The sequence below is a fragment of the Plastoroseomonas hellenica genome (genome assembly GCF_018129085.1).
GTDB lineage: Bacteria > Pseudomonadota > Alphaproteobacteria > Acetobacterales > Acetobacteraceae > Plastoroseomonas > Plastoroseomonas hellenica.
The window spans coordinates 173,493-194,279 of record NZ_JAAGBB010000005.1 but is presented as its reverse complement, the minus strand read 5'-3'; the positions used below and the strand labels follow the sequence as shown (position 1 = coordinate 194,279).

Below are 20,787 nucleotides of genomic sequence, written 5' to 3'. Positions count from 1 at the left end.
CGCGTGGCGTCGCGCAATCCATCGCTGGCGCGCCGCCTGATCCTCGGCCTGGTGGCTTTCCAGGCGTTGATCGGGCTCTTGGCGATCCTGTCCGAGCCGCTCATCAGCAGCAGCCTGCCCTTGCGCTCATGGCTCGCGACCGAACGCGCCGGACAACTGATCGCCGCGTCGATCAGCCGAGATGACGCTGGAAGCCTGGTGTTCTCGGCCTCCCCGGAATTGTCGGCCTATATGGCTGAGGTGCCGGAGTTCTGGTTCCTCGGCACGGACGGGCGCACCTTCGTCCGCGGTGGCCGCCAGAGGGCGCCCATCAACCGGTTCATAATGGCCATGGTGCCGGAGGAGGATTGGGGCACGACGCTGGACCTGAATACCCGGGGCGGGCGGGTCGGCGTGCTGCTCGGCGGACAACGGAGCGACCTGGCCGATGGTGCCTGGGCCTGGTTGTCCGACCGCCTGCGACGCTGGCTGCTGGTGCTCGCGGCCGGCGCCGCCTGCACGACCGTGCTTACCGTCGGACTCGTGCGGCTGCTGCTGCGCCCGGTACACGGGGCAGCGCAGGCGGCTCGGCAATTGCAGCCCGGTCGGGTCGGACCCGCTTTGCCTGAGGCTGCGGTTCCGGAAGAACTCCTGCCGCTCGTGCGGGCCACCAACGACGCCTTTTCGCGGCTGGAGCACGAGCATGAGCAGCAGCGCCGCCTGCACGAGCAGCAACGCCGCTTCATCGCCAACGCCGCGCATGAGTTGCGCACCCCGATCGCCATCCTCAGCATTCGCATGGAAGAGCTGCAAGAGAGCGTGACGAAGCAGCGGCTGCGCCAGGACGTGGATCGGCTGGCGATGCTGGCGAATCAGCTTCTGGATCTCGAACGCCTCCAGCAGGCCGAGGCGGCGAAATTCCGGCCGGTGGACCTCGTGGCGCTCGCCCATGATGCGGTCGCCGAGATGGGACCTCTGGCTATCGAGCGTGGGAGCAATCTCTCCTTCCAGACGGCACGCCGGTGCTGGGAGGTGGCGGGCGACGAAATGGCATTGCGCGGGGTATTCCTGAACCTGCTGGGTAACGCGCTCGCCCATGGCGGCGCGGGCGTGCAGGTCGCGCTCAACATCGGCGCCGACGACACGATCGAGGTTGCCGACCACGGGATTGGCGTCCCCGCCGAAGCGCAGGAGCGCGTGTTCGAAGCATTCCAGAGAGCGGGCGGCGGGACCGGCACCGGGCTGGGGCTCTACATCGTGCGCGAGGTCCTGGCCGCGCACGGGGCGCGCATCGAGTTGCGCGATGGGCGGCCTGGGGCCGTGTTCCGCATCCGCTTTTGACGTGGCGCCGCCGCCATTTCGCCGCTGCCTGGCAGCGCGCGGTCGAGGCGGCGTGCCAGCTTTCCGCAACCCTGGCCCGCTAGGCTCATCGCAGACCACCCGGGAGGCGGCGCACATAGCCGTCAGGAGCATTGCAGCGTGATCGAACCGCAAGAACCGCAACCTAGGTTTCCTTCATCCGACGCGTCCTGGAACGACCTGCGGTGCACGGTGGTCCGGCACCGCGCAGCGGTGGGATCCGTGGGCCGCCGGGGCGCGCTGAGCCTATTCGCCGGCGCCGCCAGTGCCGGGTTCCTGCTGCTGTCCGGCCGCTCCGTCCGATCCGCGATGCAGCCCGACGCGGCGGCCAATCTGGTGCTGGCGACCGGCAGCGAAATCGTCGCGACGATCAATGCCGTCGACCTGCCGGCGGCGCAGCGGCGCGGCACGCTGGGGGTGATCCTGCGCCGGTCCGTGGACATCCCCGGCGTCGGGCAGTTCGTTCTCGGGCGACAGTGGGGTCTCTCGGCGGCGGCCGAACAGCAGGAATTCCTCCGGCTTTTCGAGGAGCTGATCATCCACACCCTCTCGATGCGCTTCAGCAGCTACGCGGGGTTGCGGTTCAGCCTCGGCCGGAGCCAGCAACTCAGCGAGGATGAAGTGCTGATCAACACGGCGGTGGAGTACGACGGAAGCATGCGCTTCACGCTGGACTGGCGGGTGTCCGAGGTTGCCGGCGTGCCGCGCGTGGTGGACGTCATCGCGGAGGGCACCAGCATGCGCCTGGCGCTCCGTAGCGAGTACGCTGCCGTGCTCAGCCGCAATGGCAATCGGATGTCCGCGCTGCTCGACGCCATGCGCCGGCAGGTCGCTACCCTGGCCGCGAGAGGGTAGCGCGGGCGCGCCGGCAACGCTGCCTTCGAGCTTTGCCGAAAGCCGACGCGGGCACCTGCGGGCCCGGCCATGCCAGTCTGCCGCAATGCTCCCGCGATATTCCTGCGCCGCGGCCCGATGGTCGGCTGCGTGAAGGGATCCCGTCCGATGAGCAGAAGCGTCGCGTTGATCCGTTTGATCAGGAAGATCTTCGGCCTGCCGGCATCGGGCCAGGCCGCCCGGCGCGATCCGGCGGCGAGCGAGATCGCCCGACTGGACTGCGGCTGGGAGCACCCCATGGAGGGGTTGCGGGCGTCCGTGGACACCGTCGGCACACCGGCAGATCGCCGCCACCTGAAAGTGCTGCCGCTGCTCCTGCTCCTCGTCGCCGCGGGCTGTGCGGGCCGCGATGGCTCGCAGGCCGTTGCCGCGGGCGAACCCGGGGATCCCGCCGAATCCGTCAATCGGGTGGTCTTCGACGGCAACCAGTTCGTCGACCGCACGGTCCTGCGGCCTGTCGCCAGCGCTTACCGGGAGTATGTCCCGCAGCGCATCCGCAGTTCCGTCGGGAACTTCGCGGCCAACCTGGGCGAACCACGCACGCTGGTGAACGATCTCCTCCAGGGCAACACGACCCGCGCCTGGAACACCACGCAGCGCTTCGCCGTCAATACGACGATCGGCGTCGCCGGGCTGTTCGACGTCGCGACGGACTGGGGGCTGCCACGGCACAACGCCGACTTCGGGCAGACGCTCGGCGTCTGGGGCGTGGGTCCGGGGCCGGTCACGCAGTTGCCCCTGCTTGGCCACTCCAACCTGCGGGACACCGTGGGAACGGTGGCCGGCTTCTTCGGCAACCCGCTGAGCTACCTCCCGGATGCGGGAATCGTGCTCGCCGCCGGCACCGGTGCCGGCCTGATGGACACGAGGGCGAGGGTGCTTCCGCAAACCGACGCGATGGAAGCCACCTCGCTCGACTACTACGCGGCGCTGCGGAGCGCGCGAGCGCAGAATCGCGATGCCGTCGTCGAGGAAGGCCGCCAGGGACGTCTCCGCGATCGGCGAACCATCGACGAACCCTGAGGGATCCCGAGCGTGCCCACCGCACCCCGCACCGGTATTCGCAGCTGAAGGAAGTGCCTATGTCCGTCACGCAAAAGCTCTCCGCCGCCATCCAGGATACTCGCTACATTCCGGCCATCGGGCGGGTCCTGGCTGCGGCCATCTTTCTGAACGGTGGGTTGGGCAAGGCCCTCGCACCCGCCGGCGTGGAGCGATACATCGCGTCCGCAGGGCTGCCTTTTCCCACACTGGGCCTGATCATCGCCATCGTGATCGAGATCGGCGGCGGAACTCTTCTGCTCCTCGGATACCGGGCGCGCCTGGTTGCAATCATCCTCGCCGCCTTCACGATCGTCACGGCGCTGATCTTCCATTCGGATTTCGGCAATCAGAACCAGGTCATCCATTTCATGAAGAACCTCGCCATCGCCGGCGGGCTCCTGCAAGTGGCGGCCTTTGGCGGAGGCTCCTTGAGCATCGACGCGAAGCGCAGTCCGCCGGCAGCATTGCGGAGCGGCGGAGTCCGATAACCGGGTTCCCGCCTGCGAACGGCCATGAGGCTGGCCGAGCGACGCGCCCGGCGTGGCGGAGATGCTGGATCCGCGGGCGCCCTAAGCCGGCCGCCGTGCCGGAAGCGCCGGCGTCAGCCGCCGAGGATCTCGGCGGCGGCGCGGTCGAGGATCGCGGCAATGCGCCGGGCCTCGGCGGGATCGCAGCCGCGCTTGCGGTGCAGCGCATGCCGCAGCGCGTGGCGCGCGCGGTGCACCTCGTCGGAGGCGCCGCCATCGGCGTCACCGACACCGGCGAAGGCCTCCCGCACCTGGTCCATGCGGCCGCCGATGCGGGTCAGCGCCTCCAGGATCGCATCGGCCGTCGCGCGGTTGGCAGCGAGATGCGCCTCGCCGGCGGGGGTGATGCGGTAGAGCTTGCGCGTCCCGTCCTGCTCCGCCTGCGCATGGCCGACGTCGTCGAGATAGGTGAGCGCCGGATAGATGACGCCGGGGCTCGGGTTGTAGAAGCCGCCCGAACGCTCCTCGAGCGTCTTGATGAGCTCGTAGCCATGGGCCGGGCGTTCCGCGAGGAGCGCCAGGAGGATGAGCTGGAGGTCGGCCGAGCTGAGCCGGCGCCCCCAAGGCATGTCCCCGCCCCCGCGCCCCCCCATGAAGCCCGGGCCGCCACGGCCGAAGCCGTGCCGGCCGCCATGGCGGCCAATGGCGTGGATCAGGTGCCGGAGATGATGATCGCAGCGATGTCTGTCGTAGAACATATCTTACGATATAGCTGCCGACATAGCGGCCTGCAAGGGAAAAATCGGCCCGTCAGCGGCGCCGGCGCTGCGTGCCCCCGGTGCCGCCCGCGGCCGGGTCGGCGTCGTGCCGCAGGGCGGCGCAGGTCTCGCGCAGCGCCGCCACCAGCGCTGGCCTCTGCCGCTCCACCTCCTCCCCGAGGGCACCGAGGCCGATCGCCATGGGTGGTTGCCCGGCCATCGCGGGCAGCGGCATGGCCAGCACGTTCTGCCCCGGCACGACAGCGCCGCCGCTCTCGGTCCAGCCCCTGCGGCGGGAGGCGCCGATGTCCTCGAGCACATCGGCGACATCAACGCGGCGAGCTTCCGGCTCCTCCGCATTGGCGCGGCGCAGGATGCGCTGCGCCTCGGTGTCGGTCCGCAGCATCAGCAGCGCCTTGCCGACCGCGGCGCGGCCGATCGGGCGCATCATGCCGGCGCGCATGGTGGCGTCGGCGCCGGGGCGACGCAGCGTCAGGATGTAGCGCACCCGCGCGCCGGCCTGCATGCCGATCAGCACCGTGACCTGGTGCCGGGCGCGGAGCTGCTCCATGCGCCGCAGCAGGCTGCCATCGCCGATCAGCCGGTCCTGCAGCCAGCCGCCCAGCAGCATCACGCGCAAGGTCGGCCGGTAGCGGCGCATCCCGTCCTGTTCGAGGTAGCCAAGCCGCGCGAGGTCGCCGAGCAGCACCGATGTGCTGGACTGCGGATAGCCGAGCTCGCGCGCGATCTCGCCGACGCCGGCGGGATGGTGGGTGGCGGCGAAATACTCCAGCACCTCCAGCGTGCGCTGGGCCGATTTGACGAAGCCTGCGGCCATGAAGCCCCTCCCCGCGGCCAAAGATCACATACGTGATCGGCCACAGAGCCTCCCGCACGGCTAGGCTCGGCGCAACCGCAGGAAACGCCAAGGAGCACCCCATCGCCATGTCCGATGCCTTCGACATGTCCGGACTGCGTTCATGGATCGGACGCACGCGCGTCGTGGAGGACGACATCAGCCTCGCCGCCGTCAGGCGCATCGCCGGCATGCTGGACCAGGATCCCGACAGCTACCGCCGCGGCTCCGCCCTGCCGCCGCACTGGTTCGGCATGTTCTTCGCCGATGTGGCGCGGCAATCCGCGATCGGCCCGGACGGGCATGCGCGCAAGGGCGAGTTCCTGCCGCCCATCCCGCTGCCGCGCCGCATGGGCGCCGGCCGGCGCGCCCGCCTGCATGGCGTGCTGCATGTCGGCGACGATGCGGCGAAGGTGATCGAGGTCGCGGGCATCGAGCCGAAGCAGGCGCGCACCGGCCTGATCGTCGTGCTGACTATGCGGCAGACCATCAATGCGCGCGGCAAGGTCATCGCGGTCGACGAGTTCGACGCGATCTATCGCGAGGCGGTGCCGCCGGGCACGCAGAGCACGGCGACCACGCCGATCCCTGCCCCGGCGGACGAAGCCTGGTCGGACCCGGTCCTCCTCGATCCGGTGCTGGTGTTCCGCTATTCCGCCGTCACCTGGAACGGCCATCGCATCCACTACGATGCCGACTACGCGCGCGAGGCCGAAGGCTATCCGGGCGTGGTGCAGAATGGCGGACTCACCATGCAGCTCATGCTGGAGGCCGCGATGAAGCGCGCGCCGGGCCCGCTCCTCGGCTTCACCGCGCGGCTGCGCCGCCCCCTCTTCGTCGGCCAGACCGCGCGCTTCTGCGGCCGCGCCCCGGAGGGCGGGCGGATGGCCTGCTGGGTGGCGGCGCCGGATGGCAGCCTGGCCGCTGAGATGGAATTGGAGTTCGCGGCATGAGCGGGCCGCTCGCGGGCATCCGCGTCATCGACATGACGGCAGTCGTGGTCGGGCCGATCTGCTCCCGCATGATGGCCGACCAGGGCGCCGAGGTGATCAAGGTCGAGGCGCCGGAGGGCGACCTGCTGCGGCGGATGGCGCAGGGCTCGCGCAATCCCGGCATGTCCGGCAAGTTCATGCAGTTTAACCGCAACAAGCGCTCGCTCGCGCTCGACATCAAGCATCCCGAGGGCCGCGCGGCGCTGCTGCGGCTGATCGAAGGCGCGGATGTCTTCGTCAGCAACATCCGCCCGCAGGCGCTGGAGCGGGCGGGGCTCGGCTGGGAAGCGCTCAGGGCGCGCAACCCGCGGCTGATCCATTGCTCCATCCTCGCCTTCGGGCGCGGCGGCCCTTACTTCAACCGCCCGGCCTATGACCCGATCATCCAGTCGCTCTCCGGCGTCGCCGGCACCTTCGAGCGGGCCAATGGCACGCCGCGCTTCGTGCCCATGGTCATGACCGACCACATCACCGGCCTGATCGCCGCGCAATGCATCGGCTTTGCGCTGTACCGGCGCGAGAAGACCGGCATCGGCGAGGCGATCGAGGTGCCGATGTTCGAGAACATGGCGAGCTTCGTGATGAGCGAGCATCTCGGCGCCGGCACCTTCGACCCGCCGGTCGGCCCGCTCGGTGATGGGCGGCTGCTCAGCCCCGACTACCGGCCGGTCGCGACGCGGGACGGCTACATCACGGTCGGGCCGAACACCAACGCCCAGGCCTTCGGCTTCTTCGACGCCATCGGCCGTCCCGAGCTGAAGACCGACCCGCGCTTCCGCGATGCCGCGTCGCGCACCGCCAATGCGGCCGATTACCTCGAGATCCGCGCCGGCGCGATGCGCGAGAAGACCACCGCCGAGTGGCTCGCGATCCTCGGCGAGAAGGACGTGCCCTGCGCCGCCTACAACAGCCTGGAATCATTGCTGGAGGATCCGCACCTCGCCGCCACCGGCTTCTTCGCGGCCGAGGAGCACCCGAGCGAGGGCCGCATCCGCCGCACCGCCATCCCGAACCGCTTCAGCGGCGGCATGCGGGAGGAGGCGCTGCCCGCGCCGCGCCTCGGCGAGCAATCCCGCGCCATCCTGCGCCAGGCCGGGCTGGACGACGCGACCATCGACCGCCTGGCCGAGGCCGGCGTGGTCGTCGAGCCGGGCGGATAGCGGGCGACGCGGCCGGATACCAGCGCAACGCCCGGCCGTTGCGCGGCGGCCGGATGGCGCCAAGTCTCTCATCGCCGGATGGAACCGGCGGGAGGAGGCAGGCGACATGCCCCGGCAGAACCGCGTCACGCCGACCGGCGAGATCGTCGCGATGCCCGAGCGCGGGTTCTTCACCGGCAACCGCGGCATCATCCACGATCCCGCCACCCGCTTGCTGCTCAGGAAGCGCTGGGCCGGCAAGGCCTGGCTCGTCTGCCGCCTCGACTACCAGGGCCGCCGCCGCGACGTCATGGGCGGGCGGAGCTGGACCGAGCTCTTCTTCCTCGACGAGGCGACGGCACTGGCCGCCGGCCACCGCCCCTGCTTCTTCTGTCGCCGCGCCGCGGCGGAAGGCTTCCGGGCCGCCTGGGCCCGCGGCAATGGCGGCGATCCGCCGGCGGCGGCGGCGATGGATGCGGCGCTGCATCGGGAGCGGCTGGACCGCGGCGGCAAGCGGCTGCACGCGCTCCCCGGCCGCATCGCAGCCCTGCCCGACGGCGCCATGGTCGCGGCAGGCGGGGATGCCTACATCACCATGCGCGGAGGATGCTTCCGCTGGTCGCCGGGCGGCTATCGGGCGGCCGTGCCGCCGCCCGCCATCGACGGGCTGCTCACGCCGCCCTCGACCCTTGCCGCGCTCGCAGCCGGCTATCGGCCGGCGCTGCACCCGTCGATCGACACCATGAGGCGCTGACACGGCGATGACGATGCACGACCTTTTCGACCATGCCGAACCCGCCGGCCCCGAGCGCGAGGCGATGGCGGAAGGCGCCCTGCTGCTGCGCGGCGCGGCGCTGCCCTTCGAGGATGCGCTGCTCCCGGCGATTGCCGCGGTCACCGCGGCCGCGCCCTTCCGCCACCTGGTCACGCCTGGCGGCTTCACCATGTCGGTCGCCATGACCAATTGCGGCGCCGCCGGCTGGGTCAGCGACCGCAGCGGCTACCGCTATGACGGCCGCGACCCCGAGAGCGGCCGGCCCTGGCCCGCCATGCCGGAATGCTTCCGCGCGCTGGCTGCGGTGGCGGCGGCCGAGGCCGGCTATCCCGGCTTCGCGCCGGATGCCTGCCTGATCAACCGCTACGCGCCGGGCGCGCGCCTCTCGCTGCATCAGGACAGGAATGAGCGCGACCTCGCGCAGCCGATCGTCTCGGTCTCGCTCGGCCTGCCGGCGCGCTTCCAGTTCGGCGGGCTGAAGCGCACGGACCCGATCGCCACCTATGCGCTGCGCCACGGCGATGTCGCGGTCTGGGGTGGCCCGTCGCGGCTGCGCTTCCACGGCGTCGCCACGCTGAAGGATGGCGAGCATCCGAAGCTCGGCCGGATGCGCATCAACCTCACCTTCCGGGGCGCGCTGTAGGCGCAGCGCGGCTTGAGCCGGGCCGCCTTCGCGGCGATTGTGGCCAACCTCCCCGGCATCGGCCAGGATGGATCATGAACGCCCATCATCGGATTGCGTCCGGCCGCGCCATGCTGGCCGCGGAGGCCGTCGGCAGCGGCGATCCCGTCATCTTCCTGCACGCCAATGTCTGTGACAGCCGCATGTGGCGCGCGCAGCTCGACGGAATCGGTGCCGGCAGCAAGGCCATCGCCTATGACCGGCGGGGCTTCGGCGAGACCCAGGCCGAGCAGGAGGCGTTCTCCGCGGTCGCGGACCTGATGGCGGTGATCGGCGCCCTGGCGGATGGCAGGCCCGCGATCCTCGTCGGGTGCTCGCAGGGTGGGCGGATCGCGGTCGACGCGGCGCTGCGGCATCCCGCCTCCATCCGCGCCCTGGTGCTCATCGCGCCCAGCGTGACCGGCGCGCCGGAGCCGATCCATCCGCCGGAGATCGAGAGCCTGCTCGCCCGGCAGAAACAAGCCGAAGCGGCCGGCGATCTCGATCGGGTGAACGCGATCAAGGCGCGCCTCTGGCTGGACGGACCGCTGGCGCCGGAGGGCCGCATCACGGGCGAAGCGCGCCGGCTGTTCCTGGAGATGAACGGCATCGCGCTCCGCGCGCCGCCGATCGGGCGGGATGTCGCGCTCGCGCCCGCCTTCCATCGCCTGGGCGCGATATCGGCGCCGTCGCTGGTGATCTGGGGCGACCGCGACTTTCCCCATATCCAGGAACGCAGCCGCGATGTCGCGGCCATGCTGCCGAACGGGTCGGGCCATGCCTTGACCGGCGCCGCCCATCTGCCGAGCCTGGAGCGGCCGGCCGAGGTCACGGCGCTGATCGCGGCCTTCGTCACCCGCTGCGCCGGCCGGGGATAGTCGTCCGCGACGGGTCGATCCTGGGGCGATGCGGCCGCAAGGAGCGGAGGGTGGCGCGCCGGAGGATGCCCTAGATCCCGTGGCGAGGATCAAGGAGCGACGTCAATGAACCCCATGATGAATCAGGCCAGCCTGTCCCCGACTTCCGCCCGCGCGGGCGGCCGCACCGCCGCGGTCCGCTTCGCCACCGGCACGGCATCCCTCGGCGCGGTGCTGGTCGCGCGGAGCGATGCGGGCATCTGCGCCATCCTGCTCGGCGACGAGCCCGAAGCCCTCGTGCAGGAGCTGCGCGAGCGCTTCGCGGATGCCGAGGTTGCCGGCGGCGATGCCGCCACCCAGGACCTGCTCGCCCGCGTGCTGCGCTTCATCGAAGCGCCGCACGGCGGCCTCGACCTGCCGCTCGATGCCGGCGGCACCGATTTCCAGCGGCGCGTCTGGCAGGCGCTGCGCGGGATCCCCGCCGGCGAGACCGCTGGCTATGCCGAGATCGCCCGGCGCATCGGCGCACCCAAGGCGGTACGCGCGGTGGCCCAGGCCTGCGGCGCCAACCCGATCGCCGTCGCCATCCCCTGCCACCGCGTGGTGCGGAGCGACGGCGCGCTCTCCGGCTATCGCTGGGGGGTCGCGCGGAAACGCGCGCTGCTTGAGAAGGAGGCCCAGGCATGAATGCGCAAACGAAGATCGTCCCGGGCGCGCCATCCGCCGAGGCGCGGATCGCGCGCTACGACTGGGGCGCGCTCGCGGCGGAGCTGGACGGCCAGGGCTGCGCCGTCCTCGACGCGCTGCTGACCCCGGAGGAATGCCGCGACATCGCGGCGCTCTATCCGGAGGAGGCGCATTTCCGCAGCCATGTCGTGATGGCGCGGCACGGCTTCGGCCGCGGCGAGTACCGCTACTTCCGCTACCCGCTGCCGAAGCTGCTGGGCGGGTTGCGAGCCGCGCTCTACCCGCGCCTCGCCATCGTCGCCAATGACTGGAACCAGCGCATGGGCATCGGCCAGCGCTACCCGGAGACCCATGCCGCCTTCATCGAGCAGTGCCACGCGGCCGGCCAGACGCGGCCGACGCCGCTGCTGCTGCAATATGGCCCGGGCGACTACAACTGCCTGCACCAGGATCTCTATGGCGAGCTCGCCTTCCCGCTGCAGGTGGCGATCCTGCTCTCCGAGCCTGGCCGTGACTTCACCGGCGGCGAATTCGTGCTGACCGAGCAGCGCCCGCGCATGCAGAGCCGGGCGGAGGTGGTGCCGTTGCGCCAGGGCGATGCCGTCGCCTTCGCCGTGCACAACCGGCCGGTGCAGGGCACCAAGGGCAGCTACCGCGTCAACCTGCGCCACGGCGTCAGCCGGCTGCGCTCCGGCCGGCGCCACACGCTCGGCATCATCTTCCACGACGCGACCTGAGCGATGCCGGAGCCGGATGGCCGCCCCCCGCGCCCGGCGGGACAGGGGGCGGGATTCCGGTTGACCTCCCGCCCCCTGCGCGCAGAGAGTGCCGGCGTCCGCTCAGGTGATGCGGGAGAGTGTCTGCCGGCCTCAAGCCGGCGGGCCGCCGACGGAGCAACCCCCCAGGAAACTCTCAGGCCCCAGGACCGCATCGCCAGGACGATCTGGAGAGAGATGCCGAGAGGCATCCACCGAAGGGGATATCCGGCCGCCTCCGCCAGGGGGTCCGGATCAAGCTCTCAGGTACCGTGACAGATGGGGGCAGAGGAAGGGTGGCCATGCCCTTCGCTGCGAACCCTCGTCACGGAGCCTGCAGTGAGCAAGATCGCCATCATCGGAGCCGGGATCACCGGCGTCACCACCGCCCATGCGCTGCTGGAGCGCGGCCATTCCGTGGTCGTCCTCGACCGGCACCGCTATGCCGCCATGGAAACTTCCTTCGCCAATGGCGGGCAGCTCTCGGCCAGCAATGCCGAGGTCTGGAACAGCTGGGCCACGGTGCTGAAGGGCATGAAGTGGATGCTGCGCGGCGACGCGCCGCTGCTGCTCAACCCGCGCCCGAGCTTCCACAAATATTCCTGGCTCGGTGAGTTCGCGGGCCAGATCCGGCACTACCGCGCCAACACCATCGCGACGACCAGGCTCGCGATCGAGGCGCGCCGCCACCTGTTCGCGATCGCCGCGCAGGAAGGGATCGATTTCGACCTGGAGCGGCGCGGCATCCTGCACATCTACCGCGACAAGGCGGGCTTCGATGCCGCGGCGCGCGTCAACGCGCTGCTGCGCGAAGGCGGGCTCGACCGCCATCCGGTGACGCCGGAGGAGATGCGCGCGATCGAGCCCGCGCTGCATGGCCACTACCATGGCGGCTTCTTCACGCCCTCGGATGCGACCGGCGACATCCACAAATACACGCGCGGCCTGGCGGAGGCCTGTGCGCGGCGCGGCGCCCGCTTCCACTTCGATGCCGCGGTGGACAGCATCACCCATGGCCGGGACGGCATCGCCATCGGCTGGACGGCCCCGGACGGAAGCAGGGAGGTGCTGGCCGCCGATGCGGTGGTGGTCTGCGCCGGCGTCGCCAGCCGCCGCTTCGCCGCGATGCTCGGCGATCGCATCAACATCTATCCGGTGAAGGGCTATTCCATCACCGTGCATCTGGATGACGAGCGGAGCCGGGCGGCGGCGCCGATGGTCAGCCTGCTCGACGACGCGACCAAGATCGTCACCAGCCGGCTCGGTCGCGACCGCTTCCGGGTGGCCGGCACGGCGGAGTTCAATGGCGAGAACCGCGACATCCGCGCCGACCGCATCCGGCCGCTGGTGGCCTGGACGGAGGCGCTGTTCCCGGATGTCGGCACGGCGCGGGTGGTGCCCTGGGCCGGGCTGCGGCCGATGACGCCGAACCTGATGCCGCGCATCGGCGCCGGTAGCCGGCCGGGCGTCTTCTACAACACCGGCCATGGCCATCTCGGCTGGACGCTCTCGGCCGCGACCGCGCAGATGGTGGCCGAAGCCGTGCATGCCGGCGCGGTCAGCAATCGGATGGATCGCGCCGCCTGATGACCCGCTTCCGAAGGTCGCCGCAGGGCGGCGCCCTTCAGGCCGCTTGCAGCCAGGGTCTATAGTAAGTATTCTTAGCATATGGCTCAGCCACGATCCGCGCCTCGCCCCGACCTCCCGACCGTGACCGTCCTGCGGGCGCCGGAACACCTGGCCCGGCGCCTTCAGCAGGTCTGCGACTCCCTGTTCGCCGGCCTCTTTGCCGAGCATGGCATGGCCAACTGGCAGTATGCCCTCGTCGTGCAGGTGCGTGCGACGCCCGGGCTCGACGCCGCCCGCCTCGCCGCCGCCGTGGGGCGCGATGCCACCTCGACCGGCCAGGCGCTCGACATGCTCGTGGCACGCGGCCTTGTGGCGCGCTGCGTCGCGCCGCACGACCGCCGCGCTCGGGCCTTCACACTCACGCCGGCGGGCCTCGCGTTCCACGAGGCCATGCGCCCCCGGGTGACCGCGATCAGCCACCAAATAACCGCTCCGCTTTCGTTGGCAGAGCGGGAGACGCTGCTCGACCTGCTCGCCCGCATTGTCGTCGCCAACGAGGAGCATGCGCGGCCCGGCGCTGGCCGTCGCCGGCCCAGCCGCCGCGGCCCGGTCGCGGCCGCGACAGAGGAAGCACAGCCATGCACCGCTCCGGCATCCCTGCCCCGCGCCGCCGCGCGCTCGGCCTCCTCAGTGCCCTCCTCGGCGGCGCGAAAGCCACGACGGCGGCCGCGCAGCCCCCCGTCTCCGGCCTGACCGGCACGGCCGCGGCGGCTTGGCCGGTCCGCCAAGTCCGCCTGCTGACGCCTGGCGGGCCCGGCACCGGCGTGGACCTCGCCGCCCGCCTGCTGGCTGAAGGGCTTGCGCGCCGCCTCGGCCAGCCCTTGCCGGTCGAGAACCGGCCTGGTGCGGACGGCACCCTGGCTGCGGAAGCGCACGCGCGCGCCCGCCCCGGCGAAAGCCTGCTGTTCAGCTTCCTCGCTGTCGCCAACCCCGCCCTGCACGACAGGCCGCTGCCCTACGACCCCGACACGGACCTCGTCCCCGTCGCCCCGGCTGTCACAGAGTTCCATGCTTTTGCGGTGCCCTCCGCCCTGCCGGCGACCGACATGGCGGGGCTGCTCACCCTCGCGCGTGAGCGGCCGGGGACCCTGAACTGGCATGGCGCGGCGGGGCTGCCCCACCTCGCGTTCCGTCTGTTCCTGCGCGACCGTGGCGCCGAGATGGTCTTCGTGTCGTACCGCGGCATCGCCGCGGCCGTACCTGATCTCGCCGCTGGTCGCATCCATCTCGTCTTCGGCCCCGCCTCGTCCGCCCTCGGGCTGATCCGCGAGGGGAGCGTGCGCGCCCTGGCGGTCTCGGCGCGCGAGCGCGCTCCTGCCCTGCCAGAGGTGCCGACCGTCGCCGAGGCCGGCTTTCCGGACCTGCGGCTCGAGGCCGTCTATGGCCTGTTTGGATGGTCCGGCATGCACGCCGCCACGCGCGATCGTCTCGCAGCCGAGACCCGCACGGTGCTGGCCGAGCCCGCGGTGGCGGACCGTCTGCGCGCTGCCGGGGCCCTTCCCCGCCCGGGCACCCCGGATGACCTTGCCGAACTCATCTCCCAGCAACGGGCGAGAGCCGAGGAGGGCGCGCGCGCTTTCGGCAGCGCGCGCCCTCCCGGCTGATCCCCGGACCGGCATTGCATGGTGCCATGAGCAGGTCCCCCGCCCGCATTCTCGGTGCCGTCTTCCAGGGCGGGGGGAACCTCGAACTCATTCTCCCCGTGCTGGCCGAACTCGCCGCGCGCGGCCACTCTCTGCGCGTCATGGTCGGTCCGGGTATTCGCCGGTCGCGCCTGCCAGCCAGCCCGGGCCTCCACCGTCGCCTGGCCCAGGCCGGGGCGGAGGTTGTGGCGCTCAGCGAACCCGCGGCCCACCCGCTGGACTCGGCGCCCTCCGCCCGCGCCCTGTTCGGCGGCTGGGCGCCGGGCGCTTTCCGCGGCGCGTCCGCCGAGGCGCGGACCTGGCTCTGGGCGCCGGCCTGGGCCGAGGGCGTGGCGATGGAGTTGCGGCGCGCTCCGGCCGATCTCGTCGTCGCGGACTTCATGCTCCCCGGCGCCCTCGCCGCGGCGGAGGCTGCCGGCGTCCCGGGCGTCGCGCTCGCGCACACCGTGCCCATCCGGCCGGCGCCCGGTGTCCCACCTTATGGGCCCGGTTGGTTGCCGCCCGCGGGGGCGCTCGGCGCCCTGCGCGACCTGCTTGGCCAAGCTGCGTTGGAGCGCATCTGGCGGCGCGACGGGCTGCCGGCGCTGAACATGGCCCGCACGGCGCTCCGCCTGCCGCCGCTGCGCGGCGCCTTCGACCAGCTTGACCGCGTCGCCCGGGTACTGGTGCTGGCCGGCGCCGCCTTCGACTTCCCCGCACGAAGGGGGGCCGACGCACCCGCCAACCTCCGCCACGTCGGCACCCCGCTTGGCGACGATATCGCCGGTGCCGCTCCGGCGTGGACACCGCCGTGGCCCCTGAGCGACGACCGCCGGCTGGTGCTCATCAGCCTCAGCACGCTGGCGCAGGGCCAGGAGGGGTTGATGCGGCGCTGCCTCTCCGCGGTAGGCATGCTGGAGGGGGTGCAGGCCCTGGTCACCCTCGGCCCCGCGCTTGACCTGGCGCGCTTCCGGGCGCCACCGAACGCCCGGCTGGAGCGGTTCGTGCCGCACGCGGCGGTGCTGCCAAAGGCGTCGGCGGCCGTGACCCAATGTGGGCTCGGGACGGTTGCCAAGGCCCTCGCGCATGGCGTCCCGCTGGTCTGCCTGCCGCTGCTCGGCGACCAGCCGGAGAACGCTGCTCGCGTGGTTGCGCGCGGAGCCGGGCTCCGCCTATCTGGCGACGTCCCGCCGGGCCGCATCGCCGAAGCGCTCCGGCGCGTGCTGGTGGAGCCGGAATTCCGCGCCGGCGCCGCGCGCCTCGGCGCATCCTTGTCGGAGGAGGGTCACCCGGCCACGCGGGCGGCGGATGAGATCGACGCCGTGCTGTCTTCACTATGAGGGCCGGGCCGAACCCGGCGTGAGGCAGGGTAGTTGGCCCTCCGCCGCGGGCCGCGGTGGACAGCATCGCCCATGGCCGGGACGGCATCGCCATCGGCTGGAAGAACCCGGACGGAAGCACGGAGATGCTGGCGGCCGATGCGGTGGTGGTCTGCGCCGGCGTCGCCAGCCGCCGCTTCGCGGCCATGCTGGGCGATCGCATCAACATCTACCCGGTGAAGGGCTATTCCATCACCGCGCATCTGGATGACGAGCGGAGCCGGGCGGCGGCGCCCACGCAGCACCTCGAATCCATCTCGGTCCAAGATCGCAGAACGCCGGCAGGGTAGACCGGGATCGTGGCACGAGGCTCTACGCGACGGCCATCGCTGCCTGCCTCCTGGGGAACGGCCGGAACGCCATGAGGATCAGCATGGCCGCCAGCCCCGCGCCCCACGAGCCGATATACATCAGCACGTAGCTGTCGAATTGGTCGTAGATCAAACCTCCGACCAGCGGCCCCGTGGACATGCCGAGGCTGCCCGCCATTGCCGTGCCGCCGATGATCGTGCCCATCATCCTCAGCGGGAAATTCTCGCGGATGATGACGGCATAGAGCGGCATGGTGCCGGCGTAGATGAAGCCGACCACCACCGCCACGGCGTAGAAGCCGCCGAGCTGGCCGACGAACGCATAGGCGAGCACGCCGAAGGCCTGCGCCAGCAGCCCGATCACCAGCACGCGCTGTGCGCCGAACCGGTCTCCCGCAAGGCCGAACCCGATGCGGCCGAACATGCCGGCCAGCCCCTCGACGCTGTAGATCGACACGGCCGCGATCATCGGGATGCCGCAGGTCACCGCATAGCTCACCGTGTGGAAGATCGGGCCGGAATGGGTGGCGCAGCAGAAGAAGTTCGCCAGCATCAGCGTGATGAACTGCGGCGAGCGCACCGCTTGCCGGACCGTCATGTCCGATTGCGGCTCTTCCGCCGCACTCCCGACCTGCCCGCCTTCCAGCGCCGGCGGCCGGCGTATGAGGAGCGCGGCAGGGATCATCAGGACAGCCACGATGCCGGCGATGATCTGCATGGCGGTGCGCCAGTCATGGACCGTCACCAGCCAGGCCGCGAGCGGCGCCATGGTCATCGGCGCCATGCCCATGCCGGCGGAGACGAGGGAGACGGCGAGGCCGCGCTGCGTGTCGAACCAGCCGGTCACGCAGGCCATCATCGGCGCGAAGACGGCGGCCGCCGCTGCGCCGACCAGGGCGCCGAACAGGAGCTGAAACTCGGCCAGCGATCCGGCCCGGCTGGCAAGCGCCAGGCTCACCGCCAGCACGGCCGATCCTGCAAGCACCACCGGGCGCGGCCCGAACCTGTCGGAAAGGCCGCCCCAGACCATGCTGGCCGCCGCCATGGCGAGGAAGCCGATCGTCATCGCGGTGGAGATGCCGGTGACGGACCAGCCCGTGTCCTGCGACATCGGCCGCAGGAAGACGGGCAGCGAGAACATGGCGCCGATCGCGACGCAGCCCAACAGGCCGCCCGCCGCGACGATCACCCAGCGATAGGAATGGTTCATGGCATTCTCCGGGGCGTTCCATGCACCACCCCCCGGCCTGCCCTGGCGTCGGAGCGTGGTTGGCGCTCCAAGGACGCATCAACACCGCCGCTGCCGACAGCCGGTCGCATTCTTCTATCGATTTTCTTCTATCGATTTTGCCTTCTATCGATTTTGCTCGGGGTGGGATCAGCCCTGCGGCTTCCAGCCGGCCGAAGGGATGGTGTTGACCATCCACGGGACCCCGAACCGGTCGATCAGGGAGCCGAAGCCGGGCGACCAGAACGTCTCGCCGAAGGGCATGACCGGCTTGCCGCCTTCGGACAGCCGGTCGAACCAGCTCTGGCCCTGGGCCTTGTCCTCCGTGTGCAGGGTGACGTCGAAGCCGTTCTTGGGCTTGGCAATGTTGGGTGCCCATCCGACGTCCATGTCGGCGCCCATCAGCGCCTGGCCGCCCACATCGAGCCAGCAGTGCATCAGCCAGGTCTTGCACTTCTCGTCGGTGATGGGCATGCCCGGCGGCGCATCGCCATAGGGTATGGCCGCGGTGATCTTGCCGCCCAGGACATTGGCGTAGAACTCGAACGCCTCGCGGCACTGGCCCTGGAAGCTGAGGCTGGTCACGATCTTCATGAGCGTCTCCTTTCTGATCGGGGTTCGACGTGCGTCGGTCGGGATCGATCTCGCCAGGGCACACCGAAGCGGTCCGCGTCGGTCCCCTGGGAAAGCGCCGCCGATGCCGATTGACCTTCTCGTATCTAGATTGATATCAACGTAAATGGTCGATGGATGTCAACCGTTCAGGTGCCCGCTCCTGCCGACCTTGGCCTCGAAACCACGCTCTTGGTGCGCGACACCTGCCTATGCCTGCATGCGCAGAGAGTGGCGCGTGTTCTCGCGCGGCGCTTCGACGTCGTGCTGAAGCCTGAAGCCGCCAGAGCGCGACGCCGAGCATGTTTGCCGAATTGCGGAAGGCGCCGTCCGTGAAACATCGGGGACAAGCCTGATCTCGTTGAGGTTCGGCCAAACTTCGGATGCTTTCGGAATTTCGGAGGCAAATTTCGTCCGGGCTTCAGGACGGATGCCGCAAGGTCCGGTCTTCTCCCGCGCAGGGATCAATCTCGCCCTGCCGGGAGCCTTGCCGTGAAGAGCACCGCCACCCTTCTGAAACTGTACGAATGCATCTATGGCTTCGTGGTCGCCATCCTGCTCGTTGTCAGTGGCTTCGCCCTCGCGCGCATATCCTCTTTCCCCGCGGCCTGGCTCCTCGCGGCACTGGCCCCGCTCGGGCTCCTGGCGGTGGGCGTGGCCCTGCGATTGCGCGAGTTTCGACGCTACGCCCACATTCCTGGCCCGAAGCCCTCATTCTTCGTCGGGAACCTCAGGTCTCTCCTGCTCCACGAACACGGAGCCCGCGATCGGGCGCTCGTGGAGATGCATCGGCTGTACGGCCCAGTCGTGAAGATCCACATGGCATGGGGCAACAGGCCATTCGTCTCCCTCTCGGTCGCACCGAAGGATCTCGGGCATAAGGACATGGATTCGAACCGGGTCGCCGACAGCACCGTGCTGCCCCGAAGCCTGATGGGCTTGAAGAGGGGGGAGAGGCATACGGCGCATCGGCAACAGATGAACCCGCAGTTCGCGCCGAAAGCCGTGCAGCAGGGGGCCTGCCGCATGGAGGAGGTCTCCGCGCTCTATCTTGGGACCTGGAAATCCGGCGAGACCCGGCATGGCAGCCTGAAGGCCGACCTCCATCACTGGAGCGCGAACAGCCTGGGTTCATTCCTCTGCGGCGGGGAGTGGGATCAGCGGTCGGACCTGTCGGCGTACTTGGCGGCGATCGGGGAGCTCGAGGAAGCGATCAGCTTCCGGGCCTTTCATCCCTTCTTCGTGCGATGGCTGTTCCCGATCAGGGCGAGCCGGGCGAGAGTCGCGTATCGCTACCTCTTCGACCATCTGGAAGCCGTGTTGGAGCGGCGGCTGCAACGGCGTTCGAGAGCGGGAGGGGACGAGGCGCGGGATGCGCTGGGAAGGCTTGTCAGCCTGAAGCTCGATCCGTCGGGCGGCAAGGCGAGCTGGAGCCACGAGGAATGCGTGGAGGAGTTGATCTCGCTCGTCGCGGGCGGAACCGACGCCATGAGCTACACCATGGCGCAGGCGCTCTATCTGCTTTCCCGAAATCCGGACGTGCAGGACGAGGCCCGGGCCCGGCTGCTTCAAGCCGGAGACGCGGGCAAGCGTGCAGGGGGCCTCTTCGTGCTGAACATCCTCCACGAGACCATGCGCCTGTTTCCGCCCGTGCCGTTCAGCTCGAAGATCTCCGAGACCCGGTCGATGGAGGTAGAGGGACTCAGTATCCCGGCCAGGACGAATGTGATGTGGATGAAGACCGCCGTGGGCCTGAACGAGGCGTTCTTCGCGGACGCGCAGCTCTTCAACCCGTGCCGTTTCGCCGCAGAACCAGGCAGCGAGCGGCCGGCCGAGTCCATCGGCAGCGCCATGCCGTTTGGCGCGGGAGCGCGACATTGCATCGGTCGCCACCAGGCCGAGTACCTGTTGACCCACTTCCTGAGCATGGTGATCCGGGAGTTCGAGCTAGTACCCGTGCACGACGTCGCCGTGACCTTCTCGGCCACGGTCTCGGTAACGCCATCATCGGTGCCGGTGCGGCTCGTCCCGCTGTCAATGCCGGCGAAAATCTGCCCCACATCATCACTGTTCGCCCACTGAAGCTGCCTTGACCGGTTCTTCCCCGGGAAGGGACACAAACCCCATCCGGGGAGGGCGGCACGGAGATGCTGGCAGCCGATGCGGTGGTGGTCTGCGCCGGCGTCGCCAGCCGCCGCTTCGCCGCGATGCTCGGCGATCGCATCAACATCTATCCGGTGAAGGGCTACTCCATCGCCGTGCATCTGGATGACGAGCGGAGCCGGGCGGCGGCGCCGATGGTCAGCCTGCTTGATGACGCGACCAAGATCGTCACCAGCCGGCTCGGCCGCGACCGCTTCCGGGTCGCGGCACGGCGGAGTTCAATGGCGAGAACCGCGACATCCGCGCCGACCGCATCCGGCCGCTGGTGGCCTGGACGGAGGCGCTATTCCCGGATGTCGGCACGGCGCGGGTGGTGCCCTGGGCCGGGCTGCGGCCGATGACGCCGAACCTGATGCCGCGCATCGGCGCCGGTAGCCGGCCGGGCGTTTTCTACAGCACCGGCCATGGCCATCTCGGCTGGACGCTCTCGGCCGCGACCACGCAGATGGTGGCCGAAGCCGTGCATGCCGGCGCGATCAGCAACTGGGCGGATCGCGCCGCCTAGGGCGAGGCGGCGGCGTCGAAAACTCTGAACCGCGTGACCCGACAAAGGGCTGGAGCATGGTCCGTGAGCGCAAGTAAACGGCCCATGCTCCAGGCTGAAACCCAATCGGAACTGG

At 70.5% G+C, this 20,787-nt stretch carries 21 protein-coding genes, 1 pseudogene and 2 riboswitches; of the genes and pseudogenes, 18 read left to right on the top strand and 4 right to left on the bottom strand.

Annotated features, from left to right (window positions below):
• Positions 1-3 precede the first annotated feature (3 nt).
• The 4 genes from GXW71_RS06085 (at position 4) to GXW71_RS06070 (ending at position 3,764) form a co-directional block, all read left to right on the top strand.
• Positions 4-1,320: a sensor histidine kinase gene (locus GXW71_RS06085; RefSeq protein ID WP_211851515.1), complete on the top strand. Its 1,317-nt coding sequence runs from the start codon at positions 4-6 to the stop codon at positions 1,318-1,320.
• Positions 1,321-1,458: 138 nt separating this feature from the next.
• The gene (locus GXW71_RS06080) at positions 1,459-2,193 is read left to right on the top strand and encodes an MlaC/ttg2D family ABC transporter substrate-binding protein (protein ID WP_211851514.1); all 735 of its coding nucleotides are present in this window, start codon (positions 1,459-1,461) and stop codon (positions 2,191-2,193) included.
• A 147-nt stretch (positions 2,194-2,340) separates the two neighbouring features.
• On the top strand, positions 2,341-3,255 hold the full coding sequence (locus tag GXW71_RS06075; protein ID WP_211851513.1) for an MlaA family lipoprotein: 915 nt from the start codon (positions 2,341-2,343) through the stop codon (positions 3,253-3,255).
• 59 nt (positions 3,256-3,314) lie between these two features.
• A complete protein-coding gene (locus GXW71_RS06070; protein ID WP_211851512.1) occupies positions 3,315-3,764 on the top strand; it encodes a DoxX family protein in 450 nt (149 codons plus the stop codon).
• A gap of 113 nt (positions 3,765-3,877) precedes the next feature.
• Here the strand turns inward: GXW71_RS06070 and GXW71_RS06065 are convergent, their stop codons facing one another.
• Positions 3,878-4,372: a PadR family transcriptional regulator gene (locus tag GXW71_RS06065; RefSeq protein WP_246526315.1), complete on the bottom strand. Its 495-nt coding sequence runs from the start codon at positions 4,370-4,372 to the stop codon at positions 3,878-3,880.
• 181 nt (positions 4,373-4,553) lie between these two features.
• Positions 4,554-5,339 (bottom strand): IclR family transcriptional regulator, encoded by a 786-nt coding sequence (locus GXW71_RS06060; RefSeq protein WP_211851510.1) that lies wholly within the window; start codon positions 5,337-5,339, stop codon positions 4,554-4,556.
• A gap of 107 nt (positions 5,340-5,446) precedes the next feature.
• Here GXW71_RS06060 and GXW71_RS06055 point away from each other — a divergent pair, with 107 nt between their 5' ends.
• The 12 genes from GXW71_RS06055 (at position 5,447) to GXW71_RS06000 (ending at position 16,143) form a co-directional block, all read left to right on the top strand.
• Positions 5,447-6,310 (top strand): MaoC family dehydratase N-terminal domain-containing protein, encoded by an 864-nt coding sequence (locus GXW71_RS06055; RefSeq protein ID WP_211851509.1) that lies wholly within the window; start codon positions 5,447-5,449, stop codon positions 6,308-6,310.
• A complete protein-coding gene (locus tag GXW71_RS06050) occupies positions 6,307-7,509 on the top strand; it encodes a CaiB/BaiF CoA transferase family protein (RefSeq protein WP_211851508.1) in 1,203 nt (400 codons plus the stop codon). Before GXW71_RS06055 ends, GXW71_RS06050 begins: the two co-directional genes overlap by 4 nt.
• A gap of 106 nt (positions 7,510-7,615) precedes the next feature.
• Positions 7,616-8,242 (top strand): hypothetical protein, encoded by a 627-nt coding sequence (locus tag GXW71_RS06045; protein WP_211851507.1) that lies wholly within the window; start codon positions 7,616-7,618, stop codon positions 8,240-8,242.
• Positions 8,243-8,255: 13 nt separating this feature from the next.
• The gene (gene alkB, locus GXW71_RS06040) at positions 8,256-8,906 is read left to right on the top strand and encodes a DNA oxidative demethylase AlkB (protein WP_408901989.1); all 651 of its coding nucleotides are present in this window, start codon (positions 8,256-8,258) and stop codon (positions 8,904-8,906) included.
• A gap of 74 nt (positions 8,907-8,980) precedes the next feature.
• A complete protein-coding gene (locus tag GXW71_RS06035; RefSeq protein WP_211851505.1) occupies positions 8,981-9,802 on the top strand; it encodes an alpha/beta fold hydrolase in 822 nt (273 codons plus the stop codon).
• 105 nt (positions 9,803-9,907) lie between these two features.
• A complete protein-coding gene (locus GXW71_RS35125) occupies positions 9,908-10,468 on the top strand; it encodes a methylated-DNA--[protein]-cysteine S-methyltransferase (RefSeq protein ID WP_367617255.1) in 561 nt (186 codons plus the stop codon).
• Positions 10,465-11,205, top strand: coding sequence for a 2OG-Fe(II) oxygenase (locus GXW71_RS06025; protein ID WP_211851504.1), 741 nt, complete (start codon positions 10,465-10,467; stop codon positions 11,203-11,205). Before GXW71_RS35125 ends, GXW71_RS06025 begins: the two co-directional genes overlap by 4 nt.
• Positions 11,206-11,307: 102 nt before the next feature.
• Positions 11,308-11,406, top strand: a riboswitch (glycine riboswitch).
• A 3-nt stretch (positions 11,407-11,409) separates the two neighbouring features.
• A riboswitch (glycine riboswitch) is annotated at positions 11,410-11,504 on the top strand.
• Positions 11,505-11,562: 58 nt separating this feature from the next.
• Positions 11,563-12,810 carry a D-amino acid dehydrogenase gene (locus GXW71_RS06020; protein WP_367617254.1) on the top strand — a complete coding sequence of 416 codons (1,248 nt, stop codon included), beginning with the start codon at positions 11,563-11,565 and terminating at the stop codon, positions 12,808-12,810.
• 123 nt (positions 12,811-12,933) lie between these two features.
• A complete protein-coding gene (locus GXW71_RS06015) occupies positions 12,934-13,545 on the top strand; it encodes a MarR family winged helix-turn-helix transcriptional regulator (protein ID WP_211851502.1) in 612 nt (203 codons plus the stop codon).
• Positions 13,431-14,456, top strand: coding sequence for a Bug family tripartite tricarboxylate transporter substrate binding protein (locus tag GXW71_RS06010; RefSeq protein ID WP_211851501.1), 1,026 nt, complete (start codon positions 13,431-13,433; stop codon positions 14,454-14,456). Before GXW71_RS06015 ends, GXW71_RS06010 begins: the two co-directional genes overlap by 115 nt.
• 26 nt (positions 14,457-14,482) lie before the next feature.
• Positions 14,483-15,814 carry a nucleotide disphospho-sugar-binding domain-containing protein gene (locus GXW71_RS06005; protein ID WP_211851500.1) on the top strand — a complete coding sequence of 444 codons (1,332 nt, stop codon included), beginning with the start codon at positions 14,483-14,485 and terminating at the stop codon, positions 15,812-15,814.
• Positions 15,815-15,870: 56 nt separating this feature from the next.
• The gene (locus GXW71_RS06000; RefSeq protein WP_211851499.1) at positions 15,871-16,143 is read left to right on the top strand and encodes an FAD-dependent oxidoreductase; all 273 of its coding nucleotides are present in this window, start codon (positions 15,871-15,873) and stop codon (positions 16,141-16,143) included.
• A gap of 22 nt (positions 16,144-16,165) precedes the next feature.
• On the opposite strand, the gene GXW71_RS05995 is transcribed toward GXW71_RS06000, so the two are convergent.
• Together GXW71_RS05995 and GXW71_RS05990 are read right to left on the bottom strand one after the other, a co-directional pair.
• Complete coding sequence (locus tag GXW71_RS05995; RefSeq protein WP_211851498.1) at positions 16,166-17,374, bottom strand: MFS transporter; 1,209 nt, start codon at positions 17,372-17,374, stop codon at positions 16,166-16,168.
• A 168-nt stretch (positions 17,375-17,542) separates the two neighbouring features.
• Positions 17,543-17,986, bottom strand: coding sequence for a VOC family protein (locus GXW71_RS05990; RefSeq protein WP_211851497.1), 444 nt, complete (start codon positions 17,984-17,986; stop codon positions 17,543-17,545).
• 510 nt (positions 17,987-18,496) lie between these two features.
• Here GXW71_RS05990 and GXW71_RS05985 point away from each other — a divergent pair.
• Positions 18,497-20,086, top strand: a complete 1,590-nt coding sequence (locus GXW71_RS05985; protein ID WP_211851496.1) for a cytochrome P450 — start codon at positions 18,497-18,499, stop codon at positions 20,084-20,086.
• A 65-nt stretch (positions 20,087-20,151) separates the two neighbouring features.
• Positions 20,152-20,672 (top strand): annotated as a pseudogene (locus GXW71_RS05980) (FAD-dependent oxidoreductase).
• The last annotated feature ends 115 nt before the right edge of the window (positions 20,673-20,787 follow it).